This is a genomic window from Pseudooceanicola nanhaiensis (genome assembly GCF_020171315.1).
GTDB classification, from domain to species: domain Bacteria; phylum Pseudomonadota; class Alphaproteobacteria; order Rhodobacterales; family Rhodobacteraceae; genus Pseudooceanicola; species Pseudooceanicola nanhaiensis_A.
Map to the genome: position 1 here is coordinate 236785 of NZ_JAIUZP010000001.1, position 22389 is coordinate 259173.

The following is a 22389-nucleotide window of genomic DNA, read 5'->3' on the forward strand; positions in this document are numbered from 1 at the left end:
CGCGGGGGCGCGTTCTGCACGCGGGCAGGGGCTCCCCTCTGGCGTATTCGCGCGCTCCGTGGCAGGACGGGCGCGATACAGCCCGAAAGGATCCCGCCATGAGCCGGTTCTGGAGCCCCCTCGTGTCCACCCTCGTGCCCTACACGCCCGGCGAACAGCCGCGCGATCGGGTGTTCATCAAGCTGAACACCAACGAGAACCCCCATGGGCCCTCGCCCAAGGCGGTGGAGGCGATCCATCAGGCCACGGGCGACGGGCTGCGGCTCTATCCCGATCCGCTGTCGGGCAACCTGCGCGCCTCGCTGGCCGCCGGCATGGGGCTGTCCCCGGATCAGGTCTTCGTCGGCAATGGCTCCGACGAGGTTCTGGCGCACGCCTTCAACGCCTTCTTCACCGGCAAGGCGCCGGTGGCCTTCGCGGATATCACCTATTCCTTCTACCGCACCTATTGCGAACTCTACGGCATCGAGAGCCGTCTGGTGCCGCTGACGGAAGGTTTCGGCATCGACGTGGCCGACTACGTGGGGGAGCAGGGCGGCGTGGTTCTGGCGAACCCCAATGCGCCCACGGGTATCGCCCTGTCGCTCGACGCGGTGGAGCGGGTCCTGAAACAGAACCCCGATTGCGTGGTTCTGGTGGACGAGGCCTATGTCGATTTCGGCGCGGAAAGCGCCGTCTCGCTGATCGATCGCTACGAGAACCTGCTGGTGGTTCAGACCTTCTCCAAGTCGCGGTCTCTGGCCGGGATGCGCGTGGGCTTCGCCATGGGACAGCGCCCGCTGATCGAGGGGCTCGAGCGGGTGAAGGACAGCTTCAACTCCTATCCGCTCGACCGGCTGGCGCAGGTCGGCGCGCAGGCGGCGTGGGAGGATGTCGCCTGGTTCGACGCCACCCGCTATGCCGTCATGGCCGAGCGGGAGCGTCTGACGGTGCGCCTGCGCGGGCTGGGGTTCAAGGTGCTGCCCTCAGCCACGAACTTCGTCTTCGTCTCGCACCCGGATCACGTGGCGGTCGAGCTTCAGGCGGCGCTGCGCGAGGCGGGTATCCTCGTGCGCCACTTCGGCGCCGAGCGGATCCGCGACTGGCTGCGCATCTCCATCGGCACTGCAGAGGAATGCGACGCGCTGGTCGCGGCACTGGACGAGACCCTCGCCTGACCGGCTAACGCCTGATTAACCATGCCCGCCTACCGTCCTTGCGTCGCGACATATCGCGGCGGAAGGAGGTGAGGGACTTTGAGCGATGACGCGTATCGTCGGTGGATGGTGCTGATCGCGGTCGTGACCTTGGTGCTGGCCATCATCCGGCTCTGGATCGGCCGCTAGGCTGAAACAGAAAGGCCCTGCGGAGCGGCAACTCCGCAGGGCCAGATTGTGAAGTGAGGTGATGAGCCCCGTATCGTCGTTGGCTGAGAGTATTCCCGAATCCCTAACGCCAAGTAAACGACGGCGCCGTCACCGCTCCCTGTCTTACATCCGTTGCAGCAGCGCGGGCGTCGGCCAGGCGTCGGCGGGCATGCCAAGCTGTTTCTGCACCGCCTGCACCGCCTCGCGGGTCTTCTCGCCCAGGATGCCGTCCACGCCTCCCACGTCATAGCCGCGGTTCACCAGCTTCTGCTGAAGCTGCTTCATCTGCGCCCCGCTGAGGCCCGCGTCAGGCGTGCCCGCGTTGAAGACCGGCGCGCCCTCCAGCCGGGTGCCGAAATAGGCCGCCGTCAGCACGTAGACGAAGCTTTTGTTCCACTCGAACAGCACGTTGTAGTTCGGGTAGACGAGGAAGGCGGGGCCGTGGCGGCCCTGCGGCAGCAGGATCGAGGCGGGCAGGTTCGGTGCCAGCATCGCGCCCGACCGCGGTTTGACCCCCATGGAAGCCCATTGTGAGGCGCGCAGTTGGGTCTGGAGCCCGGTCTGCGTCCAGTCGAGGTTTTGCGGGACGGTCACCTCCTGCAGCCAGGGCTCATTCGGGCGCCAGCCAAGGGAGTGGAGCATCTTGGCCCCCGACATCAGCGCGTCCGGGGCGCTTTCCTTCAGGCGCACGTGGCCGTCGCCATCGCCGTCGACGCCATTCTCGAGGATGTCCAGCGGCAGCATCTGCACTTGCCCGATCTCGCCCGCCCAGGCCCCGGTCGTCCCCGTGGGGGAGAAGTCGCCCTTCTCATAGAGCTTCAGCGCCGCGAAGACCTGCGGGCGGAACAACTCGGGGCGGCGGCAGTCATGGGCGAGGGTGATCAGCGCATTGCGCGTGTTGAAGTCGCCCTGGAAGCCGCCGAAATCGGTCTCGAAGGCCCAGAAGGCGCTGAGGATGCCGCGGGGCACGCCGTAGGTCTGCTCGATCCTCTGGAACGTGCTGGCGTATTGCTTGCCCTTGGCGGTCCCGTTCTGGATCCGGTTGGCCGAGATCAGGCGGCGCGAGAAGGTGGTGAAGTCGAGCTGGAAGACGCCCTGCGCCCGGTCCGCCTTCAGCACCGACGGGCTCTGCTGGGCGTTGGCGAAGAAGCGGTCGACGGTGGCGCGGTCGTGGCCGCGGCTGACGGCTTCGGACTTCAGCCCGTTCACGAAGCTGGAGAAGCTTCCGCCACATTGCTGCGCAAACGCGGGCGCGCTGCTGAGGGCAAGAGCCGTGAGGGCGGCGGGAAGAAAGCGCATGAAAGACCTCGTCATCAAATCTGGTCCTGAAAGGTTAGCGATCTGGGGACGCGGGGCAATGGCGGATCGGAGGTGACGGCGTGCGGTCAGATCAGCGCCAGCAGCAGGCAGGCTGCCAGCAGGACGGCCCAGACCCGCCAGAGCAGGCGCACCGCGCCTTCGATGGCCTGTGGCCCGGGCTGGCGGTTTCCGGCCGGGTGGACCCAGGGAAAGTCCCGCATCTTGCCGCCATAGGCGCGGGGGCCCGAGAGCGCGGTGTCCAGCGCCCGCGCCATGGCCGCCTCGGGCCAGCCGGCGTTGGGGGAGCGATGCTGCCGTGCCTCGGCCACGATGGCGGGCCAATGGCGCAGGCCCCCGGTCAGGGCGGCGAGGATCAGGGCGGTCAGCCGGGCGGGGATAAGGTTCAGCAGATCATCAGTGCGGGCCGCGGCCCAGCCGAAGCGTTCGTGCTGTTCGGTCCGGTAGCCGATCATGCTGTCGGCGGTGTTCACGGCCTTGTAGATCAGGATGCCCGGCAGCCCCCCGACGAGGAACCAGAAGGCGGGCGCCACGACGCCGTCGGACAGGTTCTCGGCCGCGCTTTCGATGGCGGCGCGGCTGATGGCGGGGCCATCCATCGCAGCGGTGTCGCGTCCGACGATCCGCGCCACGGCAAGCCGCCCGTCCGCAGGGCCCAGACGCAGCGCATCGGCCACCGCCTGCACATGATCGGCCAGCGAGCGCTGTGCCAGCAACACCGCGGCGCAGAGGACCTCGGCCCAGGAGCCGAGGCAGGCAAGCACGCTGCCGATCAGCCCGGCACCAAGGACGAGCGCGAGCAGAAGCGCCACGCCGCGGGCCCGGCGGGCCGCGCCGCGGTTGAAGTACCGGTCGGCCCGGGCGATGGCGCGCCCGATCAGCACCGCCGGATGAGGCAGGCGCGACCAGAGCCAGTCCGGCTCGCCGAAGAGCGCGTCGAGCAGGAGGGCAGGGATCAGCAGCAGAGCATGGGGCATCGGCACCTCGTGGGACGGATCGAGGCGGTTCAAGCGGATTTGCGCCGGTTCGGCAAGCTTCGTTGCCGCCGCACCAACGCGGTTAATGTTTTGTTAAGCATCCTGACCGAAAACTTGACGCAGCCAGCCAGAATGCGGCGTGCCATAAGAAACGACCGGGAACGGGAAGACAAAAGACGGGGGCGGGACATTGGAATGCCGGAGGCGGTCTGCGGGCCGTCCGGTCGTCCGTCAGAATGAGGACAAGAGCATGAGCAGGGTGCTGATCGTGGAAAGCGAGCCGGGCCTCGGAGAGGTGTGGCAACGCTACTTGGAAGCGGAGCATGTGACGGTGTCGCTGGCCCATGGCCAGTCCGAGGCCGTGACGCAGTTGCTCCTGAACGAATTCGACGTGATCGTGCTGGATCTCTTCCTCGCGGAAGGGTCGGCGCTTGCCGTCTCGGACTTTGCCTCCTACCGGCAGCCCGGGGCGCAGGTGATCGTCGTCAGCGGGGAGCCGGTCTTTGCCGACGGCTCGATCTTCCGCCATTGCGGCAATGCCCGCGCCATGCTGCGCAGCGACGCCCCGGTGGAGGACCTCGCCGCCATGGTCGAACATTTCGCCATGCATTAAACGGGCGCAGACCGGGGCACTGACCGGCCCGGTCGCGCGGGGCTCAGCCCCCGATGGCGGCGCGCCCGTGCGGTGCGTCGTAGTCCAGCACCGGGTTGATCGGAATGATCCGGTAGGGGTTAATCGTGTCGTGGCTGTAGTGGTAGTGGCGCACGAAGTGATCCACCTTCACCGTCTCCGCCACGCCGGGCCACTGGTAGAGCTCGCGCAGGTAGCCCCAGAGGTTCGGGTAATCAACGATCCGCCGCCGGTTGCACTTGAAGTGCAGGTGATAGACGGGATCGAAGCGGATCAGCGTGGGGAAAAGCCGCCAGTCGGCCTCGGTCACGCGATCCCCGGTGAGATAGCGCTTGCGGCCCAGCAGGTCCTCCAGCCAGTCGAGACTGTCGAAGAGCGGGCCGACGGCCTCGTCGTAGGCCTCCTGCGTCGTGGCGAAACCCGCCTTGTAGACGCCGTTGTTCACCGTGTCGTAAATCCGGTCATTGAGCGCCTCGATCTCTCCGTGCAGGTCCTGGGGCCAGAAATCCTGACCGTCTCCGGTGATCCCGTCGAAGGCCGTGTTGAACATGCGGATGATCTCGGCGCTTTCGTTCGAGACGATGGTCTCGCGCTGCTTGTCCCAGAGCACCGGCACCGTCACCCGGCCCGAGGTCTTGGGATCGGCCTTGAGGTAGATGTCGCGCAGGTAGGGCAGGCCGAAGAGGTCATCGCCCGTGGTGCCGGGGAAATCCGTGCGGAAGGTCCAGCCTTCGCCCAGCATCTCGGGGTGGACGACCGAGACGCTGATGTGATCCTCAAGGCCCTTCAGCGCACGGAAGATCAGGGTGCGGTGGGCCCATGGGCAGGCATAGGAGACATAGAGGTGATAGCGCCCGCTCTCGGCCTTGAAGCCTGACTCGCCGGAGGGACCGGCGCTGCCATCCGGGGTGACCCAGTTGCGCCACTGCGTCGTGGTGCGCACGAACTTGCCGCCCGTCTTGGCGGTGTCGTACCACTTGTCCTGCCAGATGCCGTCGACCAGAAGTCCCATGTCACGCTCCTTTGCTTGCAGGGCTGACGTAGCGGCGCCCCGGACGCCGGCAAACCCCGATGCGGGCGCAACCTGCGTGCAGGGATGCACAAGCGGCGGGCAGGGAAGGGGGGCGGGGCCCGGAAATGGGGGCGGGGCCGGAAAGTCGGGGTCGAAAGTCCGGGCCGGTGGTGGCGCCGCCGCACCCGAGCCGCTAGAGAGGAGGGGCGCCGGCCCCTTTGCCGGTGCAGGAGGACAGACGACATGCAGACCACCCTCACATCCCTTTTGCGCGGCAGCGCCATGATCGCCCCCGCCCCGCTGATCGCAGGCCCGGCCGCGGCGCACACTGGTCACCTTGCCGAAGCGGCGGGCCATGACCACTGGCTCGGGGCTGCCGCGCTGGGCGCGGCCATCGCCATCGGCCTGTGGCAGGCGCTCAAGCATCGCGACAAGAAGCGGGAGGCGGCAGAGGAGGCCGCCGAGGACGCGGGCGAGGAAGAATTGCAGGAAGCCTGATCTCCTGCCGGTTGTACGGTGTCAGGGTCTGGGCCCTGCGCTGATGCAGCCAGACCACAAGCCGCGCCGCAGCGAGAAACGACTCGGTGGAATTCTTGTGTGCTCCGGCTATCTTAGACGGGTTCACGGCAATTTAAGGATGCGTGAGGCATCCTCCGTGAGTGCCAGGAGGATGGCCATGGAAACCTATCTGCCGAAAGAGATCCGTGAAGGACTGGAGGCGGCCCGCCGCAAGGATGAGCGCCGCAAGAGCCGCCTGCGTGTGCACGTGGGCGAAGAGACGTTCCCGGTGCTGCGCCTGTGGCATGACGGGTTCGCCCTCGCGATCGAGGATGCGCCGCACCTGCGCGGGCTGGTCGATCTCTACGATGGCGGTCGCCACCTCTCGCAATGCCTGATCGTCGCCTCGGGAGAGGAAAACGGCGAGATGGTCTATGAATTCAAGCGTGCGACCGCCGCCGCCGATGCCCCGCCGCTGGACTTTGCCCGCGACGAGGATGCGCCGGTGGCCCTGATCGGCCGCAGCATGGCCTGACGGCACTCCACGACCGACTGCCCGGGTAGCCCCGTAGTCGGGGTGTTTCGGGCGGACGGCAAGGGGCCGGACCAATTTGTCGCAGGCCCCGCCGCGCCCCGTTGGCGCTCACATCCTGTAAAGCCCCGCAGCCCGCCTGCGGGGCTTTGTCTTTTCTGCGCGGAATTTACTTTGAAAAACGGGGGCTTTCGGGTGGAATTTACAAAAATTTGGCTGGTCCGAAAATTGATTGACAGAAAAAACGCAGCAATACCGAAGGTTATAGGATCGTTTTCACCTTGTGTTAATGTGGGGTCAGGAGAATCCGCCGGGGCACCTCGGCGGGGAGGGGCGGGCCATCGGCCCGGAAGGAACGAGGAGGAGTCTCATGGAGGCAGAAACCATGACGCGGCCCGCCGTGCTCATCCTGCTGGGCCCGCCGGGCGCCGGCAAGGGCACGCAGGCGCGGATGCTGGAGGAGCGTTTCGGCCTCGTCCAGCTCAGCACCGGCGATCTGCTGCGTGCCGCAGTGGCCGCGGGGACCGATGCCGGTCAGCGCGCCAAGGCGGTGATGGAAGCGGGCGGGCTGGTCAGCGACGAGATCGTGCTGGCGATCCTGAAGGACCGTCTGGCAGAGCCCGACGTGGCCAAGGGGGTCATCCTCGATGGCTTCCCGCGCACCGAAGGCCAGGCCGCAGCCCTGGATGACCTGCTGGAAAGCACCGGTCAGAAGGTCAACGCCGCCGTCTCGCTGGAGGTAGACGACGCCGCGATGGTCGACCGCGTGGCCGGGCGCTATACCTGCGCCGCCTGCGGCGAGGGCTATCACGACAGCTTCAAGCAGCCCGCCGTCGCCGGCACCTGCGACAAGTGCGGCGGGACCGAGATGAAGCGCCGCGCCGACGACAACCGCGAGACGGTTGGCTCGCGGCTGGCGGCCTACCACGAACAGACCGCGCCGCTGATCGGCTACTATGACGCCCGCGGCGTGCTCAGCCGCGTGGACGCCATGGGCGAGATCGGCGCCATCGCGCAGTCGCTTCAGGACATCGTCGCCGCAGCCACGCGCTGAGGCCCCGATAGATTTCACGACAGGACCGCAGGCCTTTCGGGGCCTGCGCAGGAGGAGGGTGCGCCGTTTGCGGCGTGCCTCGGGATATCACAGAGAGAGGGAGGGGGCCGCCAATGGCCGATAACTCATCCAAGAACAGCTACTGGTCGGCGAACCTGCGGCTGATCATCATCAGCCTCATCATCTGGGCCATCGTGCCCTTCGGCTTCGGCATCCTGCTGCGCCCGGCCTTGATGGGCATTTCCGTGGGCGGGGCCGACTTCGGCTTCTGGGTCGCGCAACAGGGGTCGATCCTCGTCTTCCTGGCGCTGATCTTCTTCTACGCCTGGCGGATGAACAAGCTCGACCGTGAACACGGCGTCGACGAGGAGTGATCGACCATGGACCAGTATACCCTTAACCTGCTGTTCGTGGGCGCCTCCTTCGCGCTCTACATCGGCATCGCGATCTGGGCCCGTGCGGGCTCGACCAGCGAATTCTATGCCGCCGGCCGGGGTGTCCACCCCGTCACCAACGGCATGGCCACCGCGGCGGACTGGATGTCCGCGGCCTCCTTCCTGTCCATGGCCGGCCTGATCGCCTTCGTGGGCTACGACAACTCGACCTTCCTGATGGGCTGGACCGGCGGCTACGTGCTGCTGGCGCTGATGCTCGCGCCCTACCTGCGCAAGTTCGGCAAGTTCACCGTGCCCGAGTTCATCGGCGACCGCTTCTACAGCCCGACCGCGCGCCTTGTGGCCGTGATCTGCCTGATCGTCGCCTCGGTCACCTACGTGATCGGCCAGATGACCGGCGTGGGCGTGGCCTTCTCGCGCTTCCTCGAAGTGTCGAACACCGCGGGCCTGCTGATCGGTGCCTGCGTCGTCTTCGCCTACGCCGTGTTCGGCGGCATGAAGGGCGTGACCTACACCCAGGTGGCGCAGTACTGCGTGCTGATCATGGCCTACACGATCCCGGCCATCTTCATCTCGCTGCAGCTGACCGGCAACCCGATCCCGCCGCTCGGCCTGCTGGGTGAGCATCAGGACTCCGGTCAGGCGCTGCTGAAGACGCTCGACCAGATCGTGACCGACCTCGGCTTCAACAGCTACACCGGCCACCACTCCAACACGCTGAACATGGTGCTCTTCACCCTGTCGCTGATGATCGGCACCGCGGGCCTGCCCCACGTCATCATCCGCTTCTTCACCGTGCCCAAGGTGGCCGACGCACGCTGGTCCGCCGGCTGGGCGCTGGTCTTCATCGCGCTGCTCTACCTGACGGCCCCGGCCGTGGGTGCCATGGCTCGCCTGAACATCATGACCACCGTCTACCCGAACGGCGTGGCCGAACAGCCCATCGCCTATGACTCGCGTCCGGACTGGATGAAGAACTGGGAAGTCACCGGCCTGCTGAAGTTCGAGGACAAGAACGGCGACGGCCTGATCCAGTTCTACAACGACAAGAACGCCGATTTCACCGCCACGGCAGAAGCCAACGGCTGGACCGGTTCGGAACTGGTGGTCAACAACGACATCCTCGTGCTGGCCAACCCCGAGATCGCACAGCTGCCCGGCTGGGTCATCGCCCTGGTCGCCGCAGGCGGTCTGGCGGCGGCCCTCTCCACCGCGGCAGGCCTCCTGCTCGCCATCTCGTCCTCGGTCAGCCACGACCTGATCAAGGGTCAGCTGAACCCGAACATCTCGGAAAAGGGTGAACTGATGTCGGCGCGGGTCGCCATGGCCGTGGCCATCGCGGTTGCGACCTACCTCGGCCTCAACCCCCCGGGCTTTGCCGCACAGACCGTGGCACTGGCCTTCGGGATCGCCGCGGCCTCGATCTTCCCGGTGCTGATGATGGGCATCTTCTCGACCCGGGTGAACAACAAGGGCGCCGTGGCAGGCATGCTGACCGGCCTGATCTTCACCGTGGTCTACATCTTCCTGCACAAGGGCTGGCTGTTCATCCCGGGCACCAACTCGTTCCCCGACACCGTCGATGGCTCGCTTCTGGGCATCACCTCGGTCTCGATCGGTTCGATCGGTGCGATCCTCAACTTCGCGGTTGCCTTCATCGTGTCCAACATGACCGAAGACACCCCGCAGGAGATCAAGGACCTCGTGGAAAGCGTGCGCATCCCCCGCGGGGCAGGTGCGGCCACGGATCACTGATGATCCTCCCCGGTGCGCGGCCTGAATGAGGGCGGGCCGCGCATCGGACAGCCCGGTCCTTCCTCCTGTGGGGATCGGGCGCCGACGGGGGGACTTCGTCATCCCCCTTGTCAGGGACGGCGCGGGCAGTCTTCATGACCCCGCGCCGTTTCCGTCTCTGTAGCTTGGGGAGGGGCTCATGCCCGAGGACACCCAGACATTCCTTGCGGGGATACATCCCTACGACACGCTGCCCGCCGAGGAGCGCGCGCAGCTGTGCGGCATGTTCCGGCGGCTGGACGTTCCGGCAGGGAAGGTGATCTTCCGCTTCGGCGAGCGGCTGGACGGTCTCTACGTCGTGCGCGCCGGTCACGTCCGGATCGAGGGCGAACAGGGCGAGGTCCTTTCGCATCTCATGGCCCGGAACTCTTTCGGCGAACGCGGGCTGATGCGCGACGGGTTCGCCGCCTCCACCGCCATTGCCGAGGAGGACTGCACGCTCTTCCTGCTGCCCGCGGGCCGGTTCGTCGCGCTGATCGAGGCGCACGAGGCCTTCCGCCGCTTCTTCTCGCGCGGGAAGGGGGATGCATCCGCGCCGCGCCGCCCCGCGCTGACCGACATGCGCGTGGCCGAACTGATGGCCGCAGGGCCCACGACCTGCGATGCCGACACGCCGATCCGCGATGCCGCCGCCCTGATGCGCGAGCGCCGCGTCTCCTCTCTGCCGGTGCTGGAAAAGGGCGAGCTGGCCGGGATCGTCACGATCCGCGACATGTCCAACAAGGTCGTCGCCGGGGGCATTGATCCCTCCGGCCCCGTGGCCGGGATCATGACGCGCAACCCTCTGGTGCTTGCGCCCTCCGCCATCGGCTCGGACGTGCTGCACGCGATGATGGAGCACCGGATCGGCCACATTCCGGTGGTCGAGGCTGGCAAGCTCGTCGGCATCGTCACACAGACCAACCTCACCCGGGCGCAGGCCGAAAGCTCGGCCCACCTCGTGCGCGATCTGGCGCAGGCGCAGGATGTGGCCGGGCTGGCGGCCGTCACCGCCAAGATCCCCGCGCTGCTGCGGCAGCTGGTGGGCGCGGGCAACCGGCATGACGTGGTGACGCGGCTGATCACCGACATCGCCGACACGGTCACCCGCCGGCTGCTGGCCATGGCCGAGGCAGAGCTGGGCCCGGCGCCCGTGCCCTACCTCTGGGCTGCCTGCGGATCGCAGGGCAGGCAGGAGCAGACCGGCGTGTCGGATCAGGACAATTGCCTGATCCTCGACGATGCCGCGAGCGAGGCCGACATGGCCTATTTCACCCGGCTGGCGCGGATCGTCAGCGACGGGCTGAATGCCTGCGGCTACGTCTATTGCCCCGGCGACATGATGGCGACCAACCCCCGCTGGTGTCAGCCGCTGGCCACGTGGCGGCGCTACTTCGCGGGCTGGATCGCCAAGGCGGACCCGGAATCGCAGATGCTCTCCTCGGTCATGTTCGACCTGCGCGGGATCGGCGGGCAGGGCGCCCTGCTGACCCGCCTGCAGGAAGAGACGCTGGGTGCTGCTGCCCAGAACACGATCTTCGTGGCGCAGATGGTGGCCAATTCGCTCAAGCATACGCCGCCGCTGGGGCTGCTGAGGGGCTTTGCCACCTTCCGCTCGGGCGAGCACAAGGACACGATCGACCTCAAGCACAACGGCGTGGTGCCGGTGACGGACCTTGGCCGGGTCTATGCGTTGCAGGCGCGGCTGGCCGCGGTGAACACCCGGGCGCGGTTGCAGGGCGCCATGGCGGCGGGCATCGTCAGCCCGGGCGGCGGGCAGGACCTGCTGGACGCCTACGACCTGATTGCCCAGACCCGGCTGGAACATCAGGCGCGACAGGTCGCCGCCGGGGAGGCGGTTGACAATTTCATGGCCCCGGCCCGAGTGTCGGACTTCGAACGCAGCCATCTGCGCGACGCCTTCGTGGTGGTGCGGCGGATGCAATCGGCGGCCGGGTCTGGCCGCGGGGTGCCGGGGTAATGGCCGGGGGAATAACCGGCGAATAACGCGGAAGACCCGGGTCACCGGGGGAGGAGAAGACAGGCATGTTTCTGGAACTGATCGCCACATTCGTGGCCGGGCTTGCCGCGGCGGGTGTCGTGCTGCTGGTGAACCGGATCGCCGGCGGGCGGCTGCCCAAGTGGATGATGCCGGTGGTGGCGGGGCTGGTGATGATCGGCATGACGGTGTCGAACGAATACACCTGGGCGCCGCGCACCAAGGCGACGCTGCCCGACACCGCCGAGATCGTGACCGAGGTGGAGACGCAGGTCTTCTACCGGCCCTGGACCTATGTCAGGCCCTATGTCAGCCGCTTTGCCGTGGTCGATCACGCGGCCACCCTGCGCAACCCCGAACAGCCCGCGCTGCGGATCACCGACGTGGTCTTCTACCAGCGGTGGGGCGCGGTGCAGCGCCTGCGGGTGCTGGTGGATTGCGACGGCCACCGCCGTGCGGCGCTGGAGGACGGTGTGACCTTCGGCGCGGGCGGTGCCGTGGAGGGCGCCGGCTGGATCGACGCCGGGGCAGAGGATCCCGTCACACAGGCGGTTTGCGCGGAGGGCTGAGATGACGCAGCGCTGGGTCGAGAGGATGTCACTGCGCCAGCGGGTGCTGCTCTTCTTCGCCGCGCTCGGCGTCGGTGGGCTGGCCCTGATCGCGCTTGGCCTGTGGTTCGGATGGCGGCATGGGGGCGGGGCCTCGGGCTACGTGATCGCGGGGCTGGTGGCGGGGTTCGGCCTCGCCGGGCTGGTGGCCGGTGTCTGGCTGCTCTTCGACGAGAACGTCGCCAAGCCGATCGAGAGGCTGGCCGCGGACATGCGCACCCGCGCGGTGGCGGGGGTGCGCTCGGACCTCGACGCGGGGCCTGCGCGCTATCTCGGCGATCTGGGGCCCGCGGCATCGGCGCTGACGGCGCAGCTTGGCACGGCAGACCTGCAGGCGGCCGAGACGCTGGCCCGGCACACCTCGCGGCTGGAGACCGAGAAGAACCAGCTTGCCGCCGTCCTCTCCGAGATCCAGCTGGCGGTGCTAATCGTGGCCCCGGACCACCGGATCACGCTCTACGACGGCCACGCCGCCGCCTCGCTGGACGCGATGGGGCCGCTCGCGCTTGGCCAGTCGGTCTTTGACTATTTCGACGAGGCGGCGCTGCGGGCCGCCGTGGCGGACCTCGACAGCCGGGGCTATCGCCGCGACCGGGTGGTGACCCTGCCGCTGGCGGGCAATGCCTCGGGCTGGCGGGTCACGCTGCATCCGCTGAAGGCGGGGGGATACGTGCTCTCCTTCCCGCCGGAGGACGGCATTCATGCGGAGCGCCCGATGGCCTTCGACTTCTCCGCCACGCTGGGGGAGGTTCCAGCCACGATCAGCGACACGCCGCTGCGGCAGCTGATCTACGTGGTGATGGACACCGAGACGACTGGGCTGATCCCGATGCGCGACGACATCGTTCAGATCGGCGCGATCCGCATCGTCAACGGCCAGTGCGTGCCCGGCGAGGTGGTGGATACGCTCGTCGATCCCGCCCGGCCGATCCCACCGGGGGCGACGCGGGTGCACGGGATTTCCAACGCCATGGTGCATGGCGCGCCCACGATCCCCGAGGCGGTGGCCCGTCTACACCGCTTCTGCCGCGGCGCGGTGATCGTGGCCCACAACGCGCCCTTCGACATGGCCTTCCTGCACCGCTACGGCGCGCGGCAGGACCTGAAATTCGACCACCCGGTGCTGGACACGGTGCTGCTCTCGGCGATCCTCTTCGGGGCCTCGGCGACCCATACGCTCGACGCGCTCGCCGGGCGGCTGGATATCGAGATCCTTGACCGCGACCGGCACACTGCCATGGGCGATGCCCGGGCGACGTCGGAGGTGCTCTTGAAGATGATCCCGCTGCTGGAGGCGCGGGGCCTCACGACCTTCGGGCAGGTGCGGGCCGAGATGCGCAAGCATCGCCGCCTGCTGGCCGACGCCAACGACGTGCACGACGCGGGCGAGAGCTGAAGAAAGGGCGCCCCGGGGGCGCCCTTCGCGTGGGTCGATCCGGCGGACGATCCGGCGCTGACGCCGGATATGCCCCCTGTCAGGCCGGGCGCAGGCCCAGCATCTCGCGCGCCTGCGTCGTGGTGGCTACGGGGCGCTCGTACTTCTCGCACAGGTCGGTGATCCGCTTGATCAGCGCCGCATTGGAGGGGGCCAGCGTATCGCGGTCGAGGCGGATGTTGTCCTCCAGCCCCGCGCGGGCATGGCCGCCCGAGGAGACGGCCCAGTCGTTCAGGGTGATCTGGTCCTTGCCGATGCCGGCCGCGCACCATTCGCTGTCGGGCAGCAGGCGCTTCATCGTGGCGATGTAGTAGTCAAAGACATCGCGGTCGACGGGCATGGCGTTCTTCACCCCCATGACGAACTGGACATAGGGGCTGTCGGGCAGGCGGCCGTCCTTGAACATCTTCGCTGCCTGATGGATGTGCGAGAGGTCGAAGGCCTCCACCTCGGGGCGGATGCCGTAGGTCTTCATCTCGGAGGCGAGCCAGTCCACGAGATCCGGCGGGTTCTCGTAGACCCGGGTCGGGAAGTTGTTCGAGCCGACCGAGAGCGAGGCCATGTCGGGTTTCAGCGGCAGCATCCCGCCCCGCGTCTGGCCCGCGCCGGAGCGCCCGCCGGTGGAGAACTGGATGATCAGCCCGGGGCAGTGCTTTTCCAGCCCTTCCTTGAGGGCGGCGAACTTCTCGGGGTCGGAGGAGGTGGTGCCGTCGTCGTTACGCACGTGGGCGTGGCAGATCGCGGCGCCTGCCTCCCAGGCCTCCTGCATGCTTTCCACCTGTTCGGGGACGGTGATCGGCACGGCGGGGTTGTCGGATTTCTGCGGCAGCGAGCCGGTGATGGCACAGCAGATGATGCAGGGTTTGGTCATGGGGCCTCCTCGAAGCTGACCTGTCCTTTATCGGGGCTGTCGGGGCGTTTGCCAAGCATCGGGCCGCCCTCGGCGGAGCTGGAAAATTCTTCGAAGAATTTTCCCAAGAATTTTCGAAAATTCTTGGTCGCGGGGGGAGGGAGTTTGGGCGATCTCGGGGCTGGTCACCCGGCCTCGGCGGTCTCCGTTTTCTTGCAAGAAAACGGGTCGGAATTTTCGAAAACTCGCGGTCACGGGGCGGCGGGGGTGGATTGGCGCCGGTCGTGGTGCGGAGTTGGGGGAGGGGGCTGTCTGCCCCCCTTGGCCCGCTGGTGCGGGCCAATTCCCCCCGAGGATATTTGGGAAACGGAAAGCGGGGCGGCGCCGCTCTCCGGTCCGGGGTCAGGCCAGCAGGCGGCGGGCGATGACCTGTGCCTGGATCTCGGCTGCGCCCTCGAAGATGTTCAGGATCCGCGCGTCGCAGAGGATGCGGCTGATCTTGTACTCCAGCGCGAAGCCGTTGCCGCCGTGGATTTGCAGCGCGTTGTCCGCCGCCGCCCAGGCCACGCGGGCGCCGAGCAGCTTGGCCATCCCGGCCTCGAGGTCGCAGCGGCGGTCGTGGTCCTTTTCCCAGGCGGAGAAATAGGTGAGCTGGCGGGCCACCATGATTTCCACCGCCATCATGGCGAGCTTGGAGGCCACGCGGGGGAAGCTGACCAGCGGCGCGCCGAACTGCTTGCGGTCCTGGGCATATTGCAGCCCGGTGTCCAGCGCCGCCTGGGCCACGCCGATGGCGCGGGCGGCGGTCTGGATGCGGGCGCTCTCGAAGGTCTGCATGAGCTGCTTGAAGCCCTTGCCCTCTTCGCCGCCGAGCAGGTTCTCACCCTTCACCTTGAAGCCGTCGAAGCCGAGTTCGTATTCCTTCATGCCACGGTAGCCGAGCACCTCGATCTCGCCGCCGGTCATGCCGGGGGTGGGGAAGGGATCGTCATCGGTGCCGGGCGTCTTCTCGGCCAGGAACATCGACAGGCCCTTGTAGTCCGACGTCTCCGGGTCGGTCCGGGCCAGCAGGGTCATCACATGGGTGCGCGCCGCGTGGGTGATCCATGTCTTGTTGCCGGTCACCGTGTAATCGCCATCCTCGCCCTTCACCGCGCGGGTGCGCAGCGAGCCGAGGTCGGAGCCGGTGTTGGGCTCGGTGAAGACGGCGGTGGGCAAGATTTCCCCGCTGGCGATGCGGGGCAGCCAGCTGGCCTTCTGCTCCTCGGTGCCGCCGGCGAGGATCAGCTCGGCCGCGATCTCGGACCGGGTGCCGAGCGAGCCGACACCGATATAGCCGCGCGAGAGCTCTTCGGAGACCACGACCATCGAGGCCTTGGTCAGGCCGAAGCCGCCGAATTCCTCGGGTATGGTCAGGCCGAAGACGCCCATCTCGGCCAGTTCCTCGATGATCTCCATCGGGATCAGCTCATCCTTCAGGTGCCATTCGTGGGCGTTCGGCTCCACCCGGTCGAGGGCGTAGCGGCGGAACTGCTCGCGGATCATCTCCAGTTCCTCGTCGAGGCCGGAGGCGCCGACGGTGATATTGGCGGATTGCTCGATCATCAGCTCCACGAGGCGCAGCCGCGCGGCCTGGGTGTTGGCCACGTGCATCAGCATCCGCGTCTCGGCGGTGAAGAGACCGGAGATCTCCTCGCCGCTCAGCCCGAGGTCGGGCAGGCGCATGATCTCGCCCTGGCTCATGGGGATGCCGCCAGCGAGCTGGTTGAGGTATTCACCGAAGGCGATCTGCAGGATCAGCTGTTCGATCTCGCCCAGCTTGCCGGCCTCCTGAAGGCGCAGGGCCCAGGCCTGCATCTGGCGCAGCGCCTCGACATAGGTGGCGAGCCACGCCAGACCGTGGGTCGCGCCCTGCGCGGCCTCCACGGCGCGCGAGGAAATCCGGCCATCCACGCTGAGCTCCGCCGAGAGGCGGGCGCGGGCGGCGTCGAGAAGCGCTTCTGCCGGGGCCACGGAGGCCGCGGTGAGCGAAAGAAGATCGGGAAGAAGTACCGGTCCAGCCATCGGGACCTCCTGTCCATCATGTGCCATGAATCATACCTTTCCTTGGTCGATCTGCACATAGATCATTTTGCAACCGCAGCGCAATATAATTTCTTTGGTGCGCAACATTTGATCGCTTTCTTGCGTGTCGGATTTGCGGTGTCTCCTGCTCCGGGCAGTGATATGAGGCAGGCATGGATATGCTGACCGAACTCATGTCGCCGGGGGCGCTGGCCCTCTGTCTTGCCATCGCGCTGCTGGCGGGGGTGATCAAGGGCATGGTGGGCTTTGCCATGCCGATGATCATGATCTCGGGCCTGTCGTCGGTCGTGGGGCCAGAACTGGCCCTTGCGGGGCTGATCCTGCCGACGCTGGTCACCAACGGCTGGCAGGCGCTGCGGCAGGGGCCGGGGGCGGCCTGGGAGTCCGTGAAGCGGTTCCGGCTCTTCCTGCTGGTGGGGGGCTGCGCGCTGATCGTCTCGGCGCAGCTGGTGCGGCTGATCCCGGCCAACGTGCTGCTGCTGATCATCGGTGCGCCGATCGTGGTCTTTGCGCTCACCCAGCTGATGGGCAAGGCGCTGCGGCTGTCGGGATATCCCTCGCACCGGGTGGAGGCGCTGGTGGGCGGGCTGGCAGGCTTCATCGGCGGCATGTCCGGCGTCTGGGGGCCGCCGACGGTGGCCTATCTGACGGCGATGGAAACCCCCAAGAAGGACCAGATCCGCATCCAGGGCGTGATCTACGGGCTGGGGGCGCTGCTGCTGGCGGTGTCCCACGTGGGCTCGGGCGTGCTGAACCTCAAGACGCTGCCCTTCTCGGTCGCGCTGTTGCCGCTTGCGCTGGTGGGCATGTGGATGGGCTTCCAGGTCCAGGACCGGATCGACGCGGCGGCCTTCCGCAAGGCGACGCTGGTGGTGCTGCTGGTGGCGGGCGCGAATCTGGTGCGCCGGGCGCTGATGGGCTGAGGTCCGCGCGGGGCAGGGGCGCTCAGGACAGCAGCGACGGCCCTTCGCACATCTTGACCGAGATCAGAGTGTCGCCGGCCGGCACGACGGTGAAGCTCTGCCGGAGCAGGGTCTCGTCCTCCGTGACGATCTCCATCACCCAGAGCCCGGTCTGGATCTCGTAATCCTCGGAGAAGACGAACTGCGACAGGGAGGGCGTGGTGTCGAGCGTCACCACCCAGCTTTCGCGGGTGACCTGCGCGGGCCCGATGGGGGGATGGGTGATCACGATCCGGGCCCGCCGGGGCGCTGCGCCCTCGGCCAGCTGGAAACGGATGCCGAAGCCCATGCCCAGCTCTCCCGGCGCGACATGGGTGGCGAAATCGACCCGCGTGCCGGCCGGCACGAGGTTGATATAGCCCAGCTCCGTATCCGGGGCCTCGGCACGGCCATGGCTGTCATGGGGGCAGAAGAGGCCCGATTCGATCAGCTCGAGAGGGGCAGAGACGAAATCGCCGGCCTCGCTCTGTGCGGGGCCGGCGAGCCAGCCCAGAAGGGCTGGCAGGATCAGTACTGGTTGGACGATCCGGGGCAGCATCAGCCGATGGCTGCCGCTTTCACGTCGTCGTCGATGTAGGGCACGTACTGCTCGAAGTTGTCGGCGAACATCTTCACCAGCTTCGCGGCCTGTGCGTCGTAGGCTTCCGGGTCGGCCCAGGTCTGGCGCGGGTCCAGCAGCTGGGTCTTCACGCCGGTCACGGCCACGGGCACGTCGAAGCCGAAGTTCGCGTCCTTGCGGAATTCCGCATCGTTCAGCGAGCCGTCGAGCGCCGCGGTCAGCAGGGCGCGGGTGGCCTTGATCGGCATCCGCGAGCCGGTGCCGAAGCCGCCGCCGGTCCAGCCGGTGTTCACCAGCCAGCAGGTTGCGCCGTGCTTGGCGATCTTCTCGCGCAGCAGGTTGCCATAGGCTTCCGGGCGACGCGGCATGAAGGGCGCGCCGAAGCAGGTCGAGAAGGTCGGGAGCGGTTCCACGACGCCGCGCTCGGTGCCCGGGGTCTTGGAGGTGAAGCCCGACAGGAAGTGGTACATCGCCTGCGCCGGGGTCAGCCGCGAGATCGGCGGCAGGACGCCATAGGCGTCACAGGTCAGCAGGATGATGTTCTTCGGGTGGCCGCCAAGCGCGGTGTCCGACGCGTTCGAGATGTACTCGAGCGGGTAGGCGCAGCGCATGTTCTCGGTCAGCGAGCTGTCTTCGAAGTCCAGCTCGAAGGTCTCGGGATCGTAGACCATGTTCTCGATCACGGTGCCGAACTTCGAGGTCGTGGCGTAGATCTCGGGCTCTGCCTCGGCGCTGAGGTTGATGGTCTTGGCGTAGCAGCCGCCTTCGAAGTTGAAGGTGCCGCGGTCCGACCAGCCGTGCTCGTCATCGCCGATCAGCGTGCGCGAGGGGTCTGCCGAGAGGGTCGTCTTGCCGGTGCCCGACAGGCCGAAGAAGATCGCGGTGTCGACCGGGTTGCCGACGGCGTGGTTGGCCGAGCAGTGCATCGGCATCACGCCTTTCTCGGGCAGCAGGTAGTTCAGCAGGGTGAAGACCGACTTCTTGTTCTCGCCAGCGTATTCGGTGCCGCCGATCAGGATCAGCTTCTTGTCGAAGTTGAGCGCGATCACGGTGTCCGAACGGCAGCCGTGCTTCTCGGGGGTGGCCTTGAAGCTGGGGCAGTTGATGATCGTGAAGTCGGCCATGTAGCCGTCCAGCTCATCGCGCGCCGGGCGGCGCAGCAGGTGCCGGATGAAGAGGTTGTGCCAGGCCAGTTCCGACACGACGCGGACGTTGATCGCATAGGCCGGGTCGGCACCGCCGACGAGGTCCTGCACGTAGTAGTCCTTGCCCTTCATGTGCTCGATCATGTCGGCGTAGAGCGCATCGAAGCCCTCGGGCGACATTTCGGCGTTGTTGTCCCACCAGATCGTGTCCTTGACCGAGTCGGTCTTGACCACGTGTTTGTCCTTGGGGGACCGGCCGGTGTACTTGCCGGTGGTGACGAGGAAGGTCCCGCCGTTACCCAACGTGCCTTCGCCGTTCTTGATGGCGGCCTCGATCAGCGCGGGCTCGACCAGGTTGTAATAGACATCGCCCAGGCCGTTGATCCCCTGATCTTCAAGCCGGAATGCCGGGTTTACCCGTCCAAATGCCATTATCAATGCTCCTGTAGCCGCAGCGCGGGCGGCAGTGTCCGTTCCAGCGGAGCGCGCCCGCCGATCAGCGTCGACGGCGCCGATGAGGGGCCTCATAACATGTCGTTTATAAAAAGGAACAGGACGGTTTTGCGCAGTTAGCGCAACCAAGTTCGGTTTAGCGCAATCACCCGCCGACGCCCTGCTACACCCTGCCGCAGGGGAAGGCGCAGCAGGGCCCGTTCAACCTTGTGTAAGACCTTTTTGCCACATTTTCGCCACGCTCGCAGGGCCGATTCGTGTTTTGGGATTGATCGGGCGTCGCGAAAGGGCGCATATTGAAAGAAAAAATCAGGCAATTAGAGCAGCACGAGGAAATCTTTCATGTCGAAGATCGCTCTGGTCGACGATGACAGGAACATCCTGACATCCGTCGCCATGACCCTTGAGGCGGAAGGGTTCGAGGTAGAGACTTACAACGATGGCCAGGCCGCCCTGGACGCGTTCAACAAGAAACTCCCGGACATGGCTGTCCTGGACATCAAGATGCCCCGCATGGATGGAATGGACCTGCTGCAGCGTCTGCGGCAGAAAACCACCATGCCGGTGATCTTCCTGACGTCCAAGGACGATGAAATCGATGAGGTTCTCGGCCTGCGCATGGGCGCGGACGACTACGTTAAGAAGCCCTTCTCCCAGCGTCTGCTGGTGGAACGCATCCGCGCGCTGCTGCGCCGTCAGGATGCCGTCTCGGGCGAGGTCGTGGCCGAAACCGAGGACACCAAGGTCATGGTCCGCGGGGAGCTGCGGATGGACCCGCTGCGCCACTCCGTCGCCTGGAAGGGCAAGGACGTGTCGCTGACGGTGACCGAGTTCCTGCTGCTTCAGGCATTGGCCCAGCGTCCCGGCTTCGTCAAAAGCCGCGACCAGCTGATGGATGTGGCCTACGACGATCAGGTCTACGTGGATGACCGCACGATCGACAGCCACATCAAGCGCCTGCGGAAGAAGATGCGGACGGCGGATCCCGATTTCTCGGCGATTGAGACGCTGTACGGCATCGGATACAGATACAACGAAGAGTAATGGCACTCGTCGAGAGGTTCAGCTTGCGCGATGTTGCGTCCGAACGCAGCGGCGATGTCGTGCTGGGCGACGATTACGTTGCCCCCAACGCATCCGCCGAAGAGTCCCTGCGCAGCCGTCGTGAGCGGCGCAGTGCCTTTTCGCTGCGGGCGTCCCCGCTCACGCGGAAGATCATCATCTTCAACCTGATCGCGCTCAACGTTCTGGTTGCGGGTATCCTCTATCTCAACGCCTCGCGCGATTCCCTCGTGCAGCAGCGGGTCTCTTCGCTGGTGAGCGAGGCGGAATTGCTCTCGAACATCTTCGAGGCGCAGCTGCCGATCGCCACCGGCGCGCCGAAGCTCAGCGACGGGGCCGACATCACCCGCACCCTGGCCGGGCTCGACCTGCGCCCGGGGCTGGAGCTCTATGTCTTCGACGCCGAGGGCGCGCTGATCGGCAAGACCGCCGGCAACATGCTGCCCGCGACCGCCACGCAGGGCCGCACGGTGATCACCGATTTCCTGTCTTTCCTCTGGAACGGCATGACCTCGGTCTTCTCTTCCGGCCGCCGCGAGATCACGCCGCCCGCGCTGACCGACCAACTGCGCGCGCTCTCCAACGCGGCCCTGACGCAGGGCACGGTGGTGGAACGCGAGGCGCGCACCGGGGATGGCTCCACCACGCTCTTTGCCGCCGCCTCGCCGATCCGGCAGGACAGCCAGTCCGTCGGCTCCGTCGCCCTGGCCTCCACCGGTGGGGAGATCGACGCGCTTGTCCGGTCCGAACGCGAACGCGTGCTGCAGATGTTCGTGATCGCGACGCTGGTCTCGATCGGGCTCTCCATCGTGCTGGCCTCGACCATCGCCAACCCGCTCTCGGACCTTGCCGCCGCGGCGGAAGTGGGCCGCGACCGCGACACCCGCAAGAAGGCCCCGAGCCGGGTGCGCATTCCCGACCTGACGGCCCGCCCGGACGAGATCGGGCGCCTGTCGGGGGCCCTGCGCGGTATGGTCTCGGCGCTTTATGACCGGATCGACGCGAACGAACAGTTCGCCGCCGACGTGGCGCATGAGATCAAAAACCCGCTGGCCTCGCTGCGCTCTGCCGTGGGCTCGCTCCGCTTCGTCAAGAAGGACGAACAGCGTGAGAAGCTCCTCGACGTGATCGACCACGACGTGCGGCGTCTCGACCGGCTGGTCAGCGACATTTCCAACGCCTCCCGCCTCGACAGCGAGCTGGTGAAGGAAGAGGAAGAACCCTTCGACCTGCTCAAGATGCTGGGCAACTTGAACCAGTACCTTGGCGATCAGGCCGCCGAGAAGGGAATCGACTTCATCTCGGACCTGCCGGACGACAAGATCGTCATCAACGGCCTCGAGGCCCGTCTGGCGCAGGTCTTCGTCAACCTGATCACGAACGCCACCTCCTTCTGCGAAGAAGGCGACGCGATCCGGGTCTGGGCCCGGCGCCGCGAAAACCGGGTGCTGGTGGTGGTCGAGGATACCGGCCCGGGCATCCCGGACCAGTCCCTGACGAAGATCTTCAAGCGGTTCTACTCGCACCGGCCCGAGACCGATTTCGGCAACAACTCCGGCCTCGGCCTCGCGATCTCCAAGCAGATCGTCGAAGCCCATGGCGGCGTGATCTGGGCCGAGAACATCCGCCCGACGGATGCGGACATCACCTCGGAGCCTCTCGGCGCGCGGTTCGTCGTCGGTCTGCCGGTCTGATC

20 protein-coding genes are annotated in these 22389 nt (G+C 66.9%); 13 read left to right on the forward strand and 7 right to left on the reverse strand.

All coding sequences use genetic code 11. From position 1 onward, the window contains the following. Nucleotides 1–98: 98 nt before the first annotated feature. Nucleotides 99–1157, forward strand: coding sequence for a histidinol-phosphate transaminase (hisC, locus tag LCM32_RS01045; RefSeq protein ID WP_224819207.1), 1059 nt, complete (start codon nucleotides 99–101; stop codon nucleotides 1155–1157). Between the two features lie 312 nt (nucleotides 1158–1469). Here hisC and LCM32_RS01050 read toward each other — a convergent pair whose 3' ends face one another. Both LCM32_RS01050 and cbiB read right to left on the reverse strand, forming a co-directional pair. Then, the gene (locus LCM32_RS01050) at nucleotides 1470–2645 is read right to left on the reverse strand and encodes a lytic murein transglycosylase (protein WP_224819208.1); all 1176 of its coding nucleotides are present in this window, start codon (nucleotides 2643–2645) and stop codon (nucleotides 1470–1472) included. 86 nt (nucleotides 2646–2731) lie between these two features. Beyond that, nucleotides 2732–3640 carry an adenosylcobinamide-phosphate synthase CbiB gene (gene cbiB / locus LCM32_RS01055; RefSeq protein ID WP_224819867.1) on the reverse strand — a complete coding sequence of 303 codons (909 nt, stop codon included), beginning with the start codon at nucleotides 3638–3640 and terminating at the stop codon, nucleotides 2732–2734. Nucleotides 3641–3890: 250 nt separating this feature from the next. Here cbiB and LCM32_RS01060 point away from each other — a divergent pair, with 250 nt between their 5' ends. Continuing rightward, the gene (locus tag LCM32_RS01060; RefSeq protein WP_224819209.1) at nucleotides 3891–4253 is read left to right on the forward strand and encodes a hypothetical protein; all 363 of its coding nucleotides are present in this window, start codon (nucleotides 3891–3893) and stop codon (nucleotides 4251–4253) included. A gap of 43 nt (nucleotides 4254–4296) precedes the next feature. Here the strand turns inward: LCM32_RS01060 and LCM32_RS01065 are convergent, their stop codons facing one another. After that, complete coding sequence (locus LCM32_RS01065; RefSeq protein ID WP_224819210.1) at nucleotides 4297–5283, reverse strand: glutathione S-transferase family protein; 987 nt, start codon at nucleotides 5281–5283, stop codon at nucleotides 4297–4299. Between the two features lie 243 nt (nucleotides 5284–5526). Between LCM32_RS01065 and LCM32_RS01070 the strand changes: the two genes are divergently transcribed. From LCM32_RS01070 to LCM32_RS01105, 8 genes are all read left to right on the forward strand, one after another. Beyond that, nucleotides 5527–5781 carry a DUF6732 family protein gene (locus LCM32_RS01070; RefSeq protein WP_224819211.1) on the forward strand — a complete coding sequence of 85 codons (255 nt, stop codon included), beginning with the start codon at nucleotides 5527–5529 and terminating at the stop codon, nucleotides 5779–5781. Nucleotides 5782–5959: 178 nt separating this feature from the next. After that, a complete protein-coding gene (locus LCM32_RS01075; protein WP_224819212.1) occupies nucleotides 5960–6316 on the forward strand; it encodes a hypothetical protein in 357 nt (118 codons plus the stop codon). 367 nt (nucleotides 6317–6683) lie between these two features. Further along, entirely contained in the window at nucleotides 6684–7367 is a 684-nt protein-coding gene (locus tag LCM32_RS01080) for an adenylate kinase (RefSeq protein ID WP_224819213.1), read from the forward strand. Between the two features lie 113 nt (nucleotides 7368–7480). Continuing rightward, nucleotides 7481–7741 (forward strand): DUF4212 domain-containing protein, encoded by a 261-nt coding sequence (locus LCM32_RS01085; protein WP_222491691.1) that lies wholly within the window; start codon nucleotides 7481–7483, stop codon nucleotides 7739–7741. 6 nt (nucleotides 7742–7747) lie between these two features. Continuing rightward, on the forward strand, nucleotides 7748–9517 hold the full coding sequence (locus tag LCM32_RS01090) for a sodium:solute symporter family protein (protein WP_224819214.1): 1770 nt from the start codon (nucleotides 7748–7750) through the stop codon (nucleotides 9515–9517). 178 nt (nucleotides 9518–9695) lie between these two features. After that, nucleotides 9696–11516, forward strand: coding sequence for a DUF294 nucleotidyltransferase-like domain-containing protein (locus LCM32_RS01095; RefSeq protein WP_224819215.1), 1821 nt, complete (start codon nucleotides 9696–9698; stop codon nucleotides 11514–11516). Between the two features lie 65 nt (nucleotides 11517–11581). Continuing rightward, nucleotides 11582–12103, forward strand: a complete 522-nt coding sequence (locus LCM32_RS01100) for a hypothetical protein (protein ID WP_224819216.1) — start codon at nucleotides 11582–11584, stop codon at nucleotides 12101–12103. Nucleotide 12104: 1 nt separating this feature from the next. Continuing rightward, a complete protein-coding gene (locus LCM32_RS01105) occupies nucleotides 12105–13538 on the forward strand; it encodes an exonuclease domain-containing protein (protein WP_224819217.1) in 1434 nt (477 codons plus the stop codon). 79 nt (nucleotides 13539–13617) lie between these two features. On the opposite strand, the gene LCM32_RS01110 is transcribed toward LCM32_RS01105, so the two are convergent. After that, nucleotides 13618–14448: a 3-keto-5-aminohexanoate cleavage protein gene (locus tag LCM32_RS01110; RefSeq protein ID WP_224819218.1), complete on the reverse strand. Its 831-nt coding sequence runs from the start codon at nucleotides 14446–14448 to the stop codon at nucleotides 13618–13620. 381 nt (nucleotides 14449–14829) lie between these two features. Further along, on the reverse strand, nucleotides 14830–16518 hold the full coding sequence (locus LCM32_RS01115; protein WP_224819219.1) for an acyl-CoA dehydrogenase family protein: 1689 nt from the start codon (nucleotides 16516–16518) through the stop codon (nucleotides 14830–14832). A gap of 146 nt (nucleotides 16519–16664) precedes the next feature. On the opposite strand from LCM32_RS01115, the gene LCM32_RS01120 reads away from it, so the two are divergent. Next, the gene (locus LCM32_RS01120) at nucleotides 16665–17435 is read left to right on the forward strand and encodes a sulfite exporter TauE/SafE family protein (RefSeq protein WP_224819220.1); all 771 of its coding nucleotides are present in this window, start codon (nucleotides 16665–16667) and stop codon (nucleotides 17433–17435) included. 22 nt (nucleotides 17436–17457) lie between these two features. On the opposite strand, the gene LCM32_RS01125 is transcribed toward LCM32_RS01120, so the two are convergent. Further along, the gene (locus LCM32_RS01125) at nucleotides 17458–18012 is read right to left on the reverse strand and encodes a DUF3859 domain-containing protein (RefSeq protein WP_224819221.1); all 555 of its coding nucleotides are present in this window, start codon (nucleotides 18010–18012) and stop codon (nucleotides 17458–17460) included. Continuing rightward, nucleotides 18012–19610, reverse strand: coding sequence for a phosphoenolpyruvate carboxykinase (locus tag LCM32_RS01130; RefSeq protein ID WP_224819222.1), 1599 nt, complete (start codon nucleotides 19608–19610; stop codon nucleotides 18012–18014). The genes LCM32_RS01125 and LCM32_RS01130 overlap by 1 nt, the downstream gene beginning before the upstream one ends. A 363-nt stretch (nucleotides 19611–19973) precedes the next feature. On the opposite strand from LCM32_RS01130, the gene LCM32_RS01135 reads away from it, so the two are divergent. Both LCM32_RS01135 and LCM32_RS01140 read left to right on the forward strand, forming a co-directional pair. Beyond that, nucleotides 19974–20675, forward strand: coding sequence for a response regulator transcription factor (locus LCM32_RS01135; protein WP_224819223.1), 702 nt, complete (start codon nucleotides 19974–19976; stop codon nucleotides 20673–20675). Then, on the forward strand, nucleotides 20675–22387 hold the full coding sequence (locus tag LCM32_RS01140) for a sensor histidine kinase (RefSeq protein ID WP_224819224.1): 1713 nt from the start codon (nucleotides 20675–20677) through the stop codon (nucleotides 22385–22387). The genes LCM32_RS01135 and LCM32_RS01140 overlap by 1 nt, the downstream gene beginning before the upstream one ends. Nucleotides 22388–22389: the final 2 nt, after the last annotated feature.